Annotated in this window: 5 protein-coding genes and 1 pseudogene; 2 read left to right on the top strand and 4 right to left on the bottom strand. The window is 40.8% G+C overall.

The window, feature by feature from the left end; all coding sequences use genetic code 11:
- Positions 1 to 2 precede the first annotated feature (2 nt).
- Positions 3 to 2,105: a copper-translocating P-type ATPase gene (locus AACZ73_RS21850; protein WP_339881022.1), complete on the top strand. Its 2,103-nt coding sequence runs from the start codon at positions 3 to 5 to the stop codon at positions 2,103 to 2,105.
- On the top strand, positions 2,105 to 3,334 hold the full coding sequence (locus tag AACZ73_RS21855) for an MFS transporter (protein ID WP_339881024.1): 1,230 nt from the start codon (positions 2,105 to 2,107) through the stop codon (positions 3,332 to 3,334). The genes AACZ73_RS21850 and AACZ73_RS21855 overlap by 1 nt, the downstream gene beginning before the upstream one ends.
- 564 nt (positions 3,335 to 3,898) lie before the next feature.
- Here the strand turns inward: AACZ73_RS21855 and AACZ73_RS21860 are convergent.
- The 4 genes and pseudogenes from AACZ73_RS21860 to AACZ73_RS21875 all read right to left on the bottom strand — a co-directional run.
- Positions 3,899 to 4,609 (bottom strand): PepSY domain-containing protein, encoded by a 711-nt coding sequence (locus tag AACZ73_RS21860; protein WP_339881026.1) that lies wholly within the window; start codon positions 4,607 to 4,609, stop codon positions 3,899 to 3,901.
- Positions 4,609 to 5,208, bottom strand: a complete 600-nt coding sequence (locus AACZ73_RS21865) for a DUF2911 domain-containing protein (protein WP_339881028.1) — start codon at positions 5,206 to 5,208, stop codon at positions 4,609 to 4,611. Before AACZ73_RS21865 ends, AACZ73_RS21860 begins: the two co-directional genes overlap by 1 nt.
- 24 nt (positions 5,209 to 5,232) lie before the next feature.
- Complete coding sequence (locus AACZ73_RS21870) at positions 5,233 to 7,023, bottom strand: efflux RND transporter periplasmic adaptor subunit (protein WP_339881030.1); 1,791 nt, start codon at positions 7,021 to 7,023, stop codon at positions 5,233 to 5,235.
- 78 nt (positions 7,024 to 7,101) lie between these two features.
- Positions 7,102 to 7,601 (bottom strand): annotated as a pseudogene (locus AACZ73_RS21875) (copper oxidase); the annotation flags it as partial.

Genomic DNA, 7,601 nt, shown 5'->3' on the forward strand with positions numbered 1-7,601 from the left:
ATATGGAAAATAATGAACATAATAAGCACAATGAAATGGAACACTCCAAGATGGGTCATTCTAAAATAAGCAATGGTCAAAACGATGATTCCAAAAAGGATCATAGTAAAATGAAACATGACCATGGTAATGTGTCGATGGGGATGGCGGGGCACGATCACCATAAAATGATGATTGAAGATTTTAAAAAACGCTTTTGGATCACGGTTATCCTCACTATCCCCATCTTGGTTTTTTCTCCTATGATCCAAGGTCTGTTGGGTTATGAATGGTTATTACCCGGCAATCCTTACATCCTTTTCGGTCTTTCTACCATAGTTTATTTTTATGGTGGCTGGCCTTTTTTAAAGGGGTTGAAAGAAGAACTGCAACAAGGCGCTCCCGGAATGATGACCCTTATCTCGATGGCCATCAGTGTAGCCTATTTTTACAGTTCGGCAACCGTATTTGGACTTGCTGGACAGGACTTCTTCTGGGAACTTGCCACCCTAATTGCTATTATGTTATTAGGCCATTGGTTAGAAATGAAGTCCGTGCTTGGCGCTTCAAAAGCCTTGCAACTTCTGGTAAGTATGATGCCCTCAGAAGCACATCGAGTGAAAGGGGATAGTGTAGAAGATGTGAAATTAGAAGACTTAAAGAAAGATGATATTATCCTCATCAAACCAGGGGAAAAAGTCCCTGCTGATGGAATTATAGTAGAAGGGGAAAGCTATCTGAACGAATCCATGCTAACAGGCGAATCAAAACCTGTGAAAAAAGGATTGGAAAATAAAGTGATTGGTGGCTCACTCAATGGGAACGGCTCACTCAAAGTAAAGGTAGAGCATACGGGCAAAGACAGCTACCTCAATAAGGTGATCACTCTGGTGCAGGAAGCCCAAAAGTCTAAGTCCAAAATGCAGAATCTCTCAGACCGTGCGGCTAAATGGCTTACCTATATAGCATTGGCGATAGGCTTTGGCACACTAGCCGTCTGGTTATTTTTAGGATTCCCATTTGTGTATGCCTTGGAGAGAATGGTAACTGTAATGGTTATTGCCTGTCCACATGCATTAGGATTGGCTATTCCATTAGTAGTAGCTATATCTACTGCTGTATCTGCGCAGAACGGTTTATTAATTCGGAACCGAACGGCTTTTGAAGAATCACGTAAGATCTCAGTTTTACTCTTTGATAAAACAGGAACATTGACCAAAGGGGATTTTGGAGTAACACGTATTGAATCAGTTGATAAACAGTATAGTTCAGAGGAAGTATTACGACTGGCCAGCGCCCTAGAGCTAAGTTCCGAGCATCCCATTGCGGTCGGGATTATTAAAAAGGTAAAGGAAGATAATGTGGCAATACCTAAGCTTGACAATTTCAATGCGATTACGGGCAAAGGAGTTGAAGCAAATGTAGAAGGTAAAAAAGTCAAAGTAGTAAGTCCTGGGTATTTAAGAGATGAAAAAATAGCTATACCTGAAGATGCTTATAGCGATGCCGCTGAAACAGTAGTATTTGTTTTAATTGACGGCAAATTGGCAGGGTACATTGCCCTTGCGGATGAAATTAGACCTGAGTCAGCAGAAGCTATCAAAGTATTTAAAAAGAACAACATAAAAGTGTTGATGGCGACCGGGGACAATGAGAAGACTGCCAAAGCTGTAAGTGATAAACTGGGATTAGATGGGTACTATTCAGAAGTGCTACCCCATCAGAAAGTAGAGATTGTAAAGGAGTTACAAGCCAAGGGTGAGTTTGTCGCTATGACAGGTGACGGAGTAAATGATGCACCGGCACTTGCGCAAGCTAACGTAGGTATCGCGGTGGGTTCAGGTACTGATGTGGCAGCAGAAACGGCTGATATTATTCTGGTCAATAGCAATCCACATGATATTGCCAACCTGATTTTATTTGGTAAAGCCACTTACAATAAAATGATCCAAAACTTGATATGGGCTACCGGATACAATATCATTGCTATTCCTCTCGCGGCAGGGGTGCTTTATTCTTCGGGCTTTGTATTGGGGCCAGCAGTGGGAGCTGTATTTATGAGTTTGAGTACCATCATTGTTGCGATCAATGCTCAATTGTTGAAGAAAAAGATAGGTAACAAGTAATGGGTAATCGGGAAATGCTTGGCAGGATAGCGATTATCTTGCTTAGTATTTTTGTAGTGATGAGTGGGTATGGCGTGTTGCTACCCGTTTTACCCTACTATACGGAACGACTTGCCCTAAAGTCCGGTGTAGTGGCTGATGAGGATATCAACTATCACATAGGCATCCTTACCAGTATCTACCCGTTTTTTCAACTGTTATTTGCGGTTGTTTGGGGTAAGCTATCTGACCGATTTGGTCGCAAAGTACTGATTATTATGGGGTTGTTAGGCTTTGTCATCATGCAGGTTTTAACGGGCCTGTCAACTTCTTTAGCCATGCTATATGTAGCCCGTATTTTAGGGGGGGTATTTTCGTCTTCTGTCATACCTGTGAGCAATGCTTACCTGAGTGACCTTACTAGTATTAAACAACGAAGAAAAATACTGGCCTGGTCAGGAGTAGCTGTTAGTGCAGGTGTGATTGCCGGTCCTATGATTGGTGGTTTTCTGGCTCAAACCAATCTGCATTTTAATACCAGATTTGGGCACTTGCTTTTGGATAAGTTCAGTGTTCCTTTCCTTGTAGTTGCATTGTTGGGAATAGTCGCTTTAGTAGTCGTTGTATTATGGCTCAAAAAACCAAAGGAGCAGTACACAAATAGCCCGCAAGGTAAACTCAAAATGGCGGCGATGCTGGCCAATCCAGTCTTTTTAAGGCTCTTACTACTTTCGTTAGTGATACAGTTGGCCGTCACCCTATTTGAAACTGTTTTTTCCGTGTACGCCAAAGATATCCTTGTCTTTGACACTGCACAAGTTGGTCTTGGGTTTATGCTCTGTGGTTTGATCATGGCAGTTTTACAACCCGTCTTTGCCAGTTTTGATGAAAATATCCTGCCCATGAGACTGCAGCTGATTACAGGGTTTTTACTGGCGGCTTTATCAATGGGTATTTTCACACTGATAACAACTGACTTCTATGTATTCACGATGATCATAATGTTTGCTATAGGCGGGGCGATGGTGACACCAAACCTGATAGCCTCGATCTCATTTATTGATGAAAGTAATACAGGGACTTATTTGTCTACTCAAACCTCTACCAATAGCATCGGCCAGGTATTGGGGCCATTGTTAGGTATGTGGATTTATTCTTATGGCAGCTCCTTGCCATTTCTGATTATCGGGATAATCCTGCTGCTAATAACTCTACTTACTATGCGTGGACTAAAATTAAATAAGTCTTAGCTTGCTATTATCTATAATTAATATGAAAAAAATAGCTAAATACTTAGGAGACCAAGTGGTATACTTTCTGTTACATATATGGCTGTTTAACAGTTAATTATCAAATCAACTTAAAGATAAAATATGATTCTGTCGTAATTTTAGCCGTAAAACTCGTTCATGTAGACTTTCGATGATTAGTAAAAACGGGAAACACCTAAATTGGGCGGGGCACTTTTTGTTAGTTAGGTAAATAATAAAAATTTAGAATTTTTAAATGAAATGTTCTCGACCTAAGCCAAGAATTGCGAAAAAGCACAACTCCAGTAAGCGGGCAATATTCCTGATATTTTAGTACGCTGCGAGTACTACTTGATACATTTTCTAATTCTTTGTTCACCTTACATTCACACTTGTTCATGCTCTTCGGGATTGCGCTCAGTCAGTTTTCGCTCCATGTGATAAGTGATAGCGATATTCGGGCAAATAATATCAATGATAAAATTGGTTTTCATCTTATTTTTTTTGAATTGAGTTAATTTATTTGGTTCACTTATTCATTTTCTGATTATACTGGTACTATTTTCACGTGGCGGAGGAATTTGTTCTTGCTCTGTTTTTTTTCTGTCTGGTCATAAAGAATAAGATGAATCCAGATCCTACCGCCGCCAATCCGGCAAGGGAAAATACGCGTAATAGGAGGTTGTTGAAATTGTCTCTCCCTGCATAATCCATGGTGTGAAACATCCAGAGGAAGTCAAACCAGCGCCAAGCTCTATGTCGGACTTTAGTGAACTGCCCGCTCTTGGTATCCACATAAGCTACTAGATTTTCTGGGTGATCGAAATGCACTGCCCATGCTGGGAGGGATGTTCCTCGGTATTCATGATGTGCCCCAGCTTCGGTCAGGTACTCCATTTCTCTGATTTGAAGATCTTCTTTGATATAAATCTGAGCGATTTCTCTGGCCTCAGCTTCAGATATCTCAGGGTGAAGCTCTCCTGATTGAGCATCAAATAATTTGCTTTCATTCACCCAGTAGTAGGGTTTATGATTGACAAACCTTAGTTCAAGAGTAGCAATCATCAATGTAGAATCCAGCTGATTGATATCGATGAGTTCATTTGCATTTTCATGCATCATATGTTCCGTACGGAAATGATCGCCATGAATTTCATCAATATCTGTCCAGCTAAAATATAGTCCGGAAATAGTCCAGAATATAAATTGGATACCTATAAATACGCCCAAAAACCGATGGATTTTACGGGCGTAATATTGATTATTCTTCCTCATTAATTGGCATTCAATACGTCAAAGGATATCTTGGTTTTGTCCCAAGACATAGCTATAGTGGTTGTTTTGGTATCTTTTTCTTTCACATCGAAAGTTAGAGCTTCTACAGTTTCGTTCAAAGTCTCAGGTTTAACATTGATCCGTAAAATGTCATTTGCATCCTTGTAATCGTCCGCCAAATGCATGTCCCAATCCTGATTTAGAATCACTGACCATTCATCTTTACCAGGGATGGTAAAAAGCCCATATTGACCAGCCTTTATCGCTTCTCCATTTATGATCACATCCTTGTCAAATTTGATATTGGTAGCCTTGTGGGCACCTGTCACCCAAACTTCATCGTAAGCCACAAGCCCACCGAAAATCTGTCGACCTCTTGCACTAGGAGCACTGTAATCAATATGAATATGATTTCCACCGGTCATGGCCATAGCTGTAGCTCTAGGACTTTTAGGTGCTTCCGCAGGCTTCTCCTCATGCATTTCATGAGATTCTGCTTCCATTTCATGTTCCATATGATCCATGTCATGGTTTTCCTTTTCTTTTGGATTGCAGGCTGCCACCGCAACAAGGGCAAGTGCTAATATTTTAATTTTCATAAGTTTGAATGTTTTTGTTTCGTATTAATTTTGTATCGTTTTAGTGACTTCTCCGCAGGTAAGCATAGCTTCTCCAAAGTATGGATTCACTATTTTTTCCTCCAAACTCAACCAGTCAGCACCACGGTTATTATCGGCCATAGGACAATGCTGCACATATATTTTGGAGGACAAAGGCTTGAAATTCTCTGCCATGCCAAGCATTTCATCTGAAATAAGTAGGAATGATTTTCTGATTTCAGCTAAGTCTTTTTGAGACTTAATTTGAGCTAGTACAGCTTTGATTTTTGTTTCGTATTTCATCCATTCCATGTGAGCATCGCCTTTGAACTCAGACATATTTACTTTTTCCACCGAAGCAAGCATAGTTGATGCAGTTGATTTGGCGCTAGCCAAGTCGTCCTTGGTCAAGGCATTTTTTAGCTTGAAATAGTTGTCAAAAATTGGTTTCAACTCATTTTTAGCTTGAGTAGATAATACCACAGAACCTCCCGAGGTTTGACTGGTTGCTTGCATTTTTACTTCAGAGGTGCCTCCATGATTATGCCCAGTCATAGCCGCTCCTCCGTCAGGAGACATCATGCTTGGTTTTCCCGCTAGCTGAGCTGCCGCATCAATACTGAATGTGCCATTTACCGCGATTTCTTCTCCTGATTCTATTCCTGAAGTAATGACATAGGCTGAACCTAAAGATGCTCCAAGTGTAACTTCACGAAGTTTAAAAGTGACAGCTTGATCTGTGACGTTTTTTACATAAACCACAGATCTCGTTCCTGTCCACATTACCGCAGTTTTTGGTACTACTATACTGTTGTCTTTTGAGGATCCTTTGCTTTCTACTTTTCCGGAAACAAACATCTCAGGCTTGAACTTCAGATTAGAATTGCTGACTTCCAGCCTTGCTTTCGCAACTCTGGTCTGAGGGTTGATCATGGGGTCTATGTAGCTTAGTTTTCCTGTGAAAGTCTCTCCTGGAAGTGACTGCACAGTAAATTCAATCTGATCACCTTTCTTAATCCATTGTAATTCTGACTCATAGACATCAAACAGCACCCAAACTTTGCTGAGATCAGCGATCTGATAGATAGGTTCTCCACGGTTTACATAGTCACCCAGATTCACCATTTTCTCAGTCACGTATCCAGAAACATTAGCCAAAATTGGTAGTTGCTCGGTCACTTTCCCTGAAGTAAGAATTTGCTGGATCTGTGTATCAGTCAGTTTCCAATTTTTGAGTTTTTCTTTGGCTGAATTGAAAAGTGCTGGTTGTGTGTCCTTAATCTTTTCTGCTTGAAAAAGCTCCTCCTGAGCTGTAGCCAATTCCGGTGAGTAGATTTGTCCCAACACCTGACCTTTTTTGACATATTCCCCGGTAAAATTGACTGACAAATTCTCTATCCTGCCAGGGATATGAGCAGATTGTGTGTAATTCTGACGTTCATCTGCCTGGATTTTACCATTCAAACGGATGGACTTATTAGCATCTTCATTTCCAACTACCATTGATTGAACTCCGGCTAACTGCATTGCAGTGGGCGACATGGTCAACACCATAGGGTCAGCATCTGAGTTGTCATTATCCAAAGGAATTAGGTCCATTCCGCAAATAGGACAATCTCCAGGTTCATTTTGGCGAATCTGAGGGTGCATAGAACAAGTATAAGTAATAGGGATACCCGCTATAGACTCGACATGTTCATGTTCATCAGTTTCAATTGTTGGAGCCGAAGAAGGCTTGATCAGCCAACCGATAGCCAGTCCGACCACCAATGTGAGGGCTATCAGGACAAATTTGTTGTTGAGTATATTTTTCATATGAGTAGAGATAGTGTACTTTTTTTTAGAATTTTATAGCATTTCAATTAGTGCGAAGATCTTTTTTGTTGATTACCGTTAAAATCTCACTGTCAATCCACCACCAGCGCCAAAGCGATTGTCATAACTTCCCATCAATGAGAAATTTCTGGAAAGGATATAGCTAGCTCCGGCAGACCAAGTAGTTTCTCCCTTATAATTTGAGTTTTCTCCGGATTCAGGAAGGGTATCAGTCCACCCAAAATCCATTTGATATTCATAATTTGCGAAGATGGTGGTGCGAGGGAAGACCATAATCTCTCTGCTTATCCGGAATTCTGGTCTCAGCTTACTGTCCATTCTTACATCGAGATTGAATAGGTATGGAGTTAGGAATCGAATACCGATCACGGCCGTTGTGCTGATTTCATCCAGGCTTTTTTCGATTTCATTTTCCATGTTTACCCCGGCAAAGACTCTGAAATAATCATAGAGGTATCGCTCGTAACTTACTTCTGCCTCAAAATTCTGGTTGTATCCATATTCTAAGTTCAGGTTCAGTTGATTTCTGATATTGGATGACATCAGGTTCAGTCCGA

The organism is uncultured Algoriphagus sp., assembly GCF_963974835.1.
Lineage (GTDB): Bacteria > Bacteroidota > Bacteroidia > Cytophagales > Cyclobacteriaceae > Algoriphagus.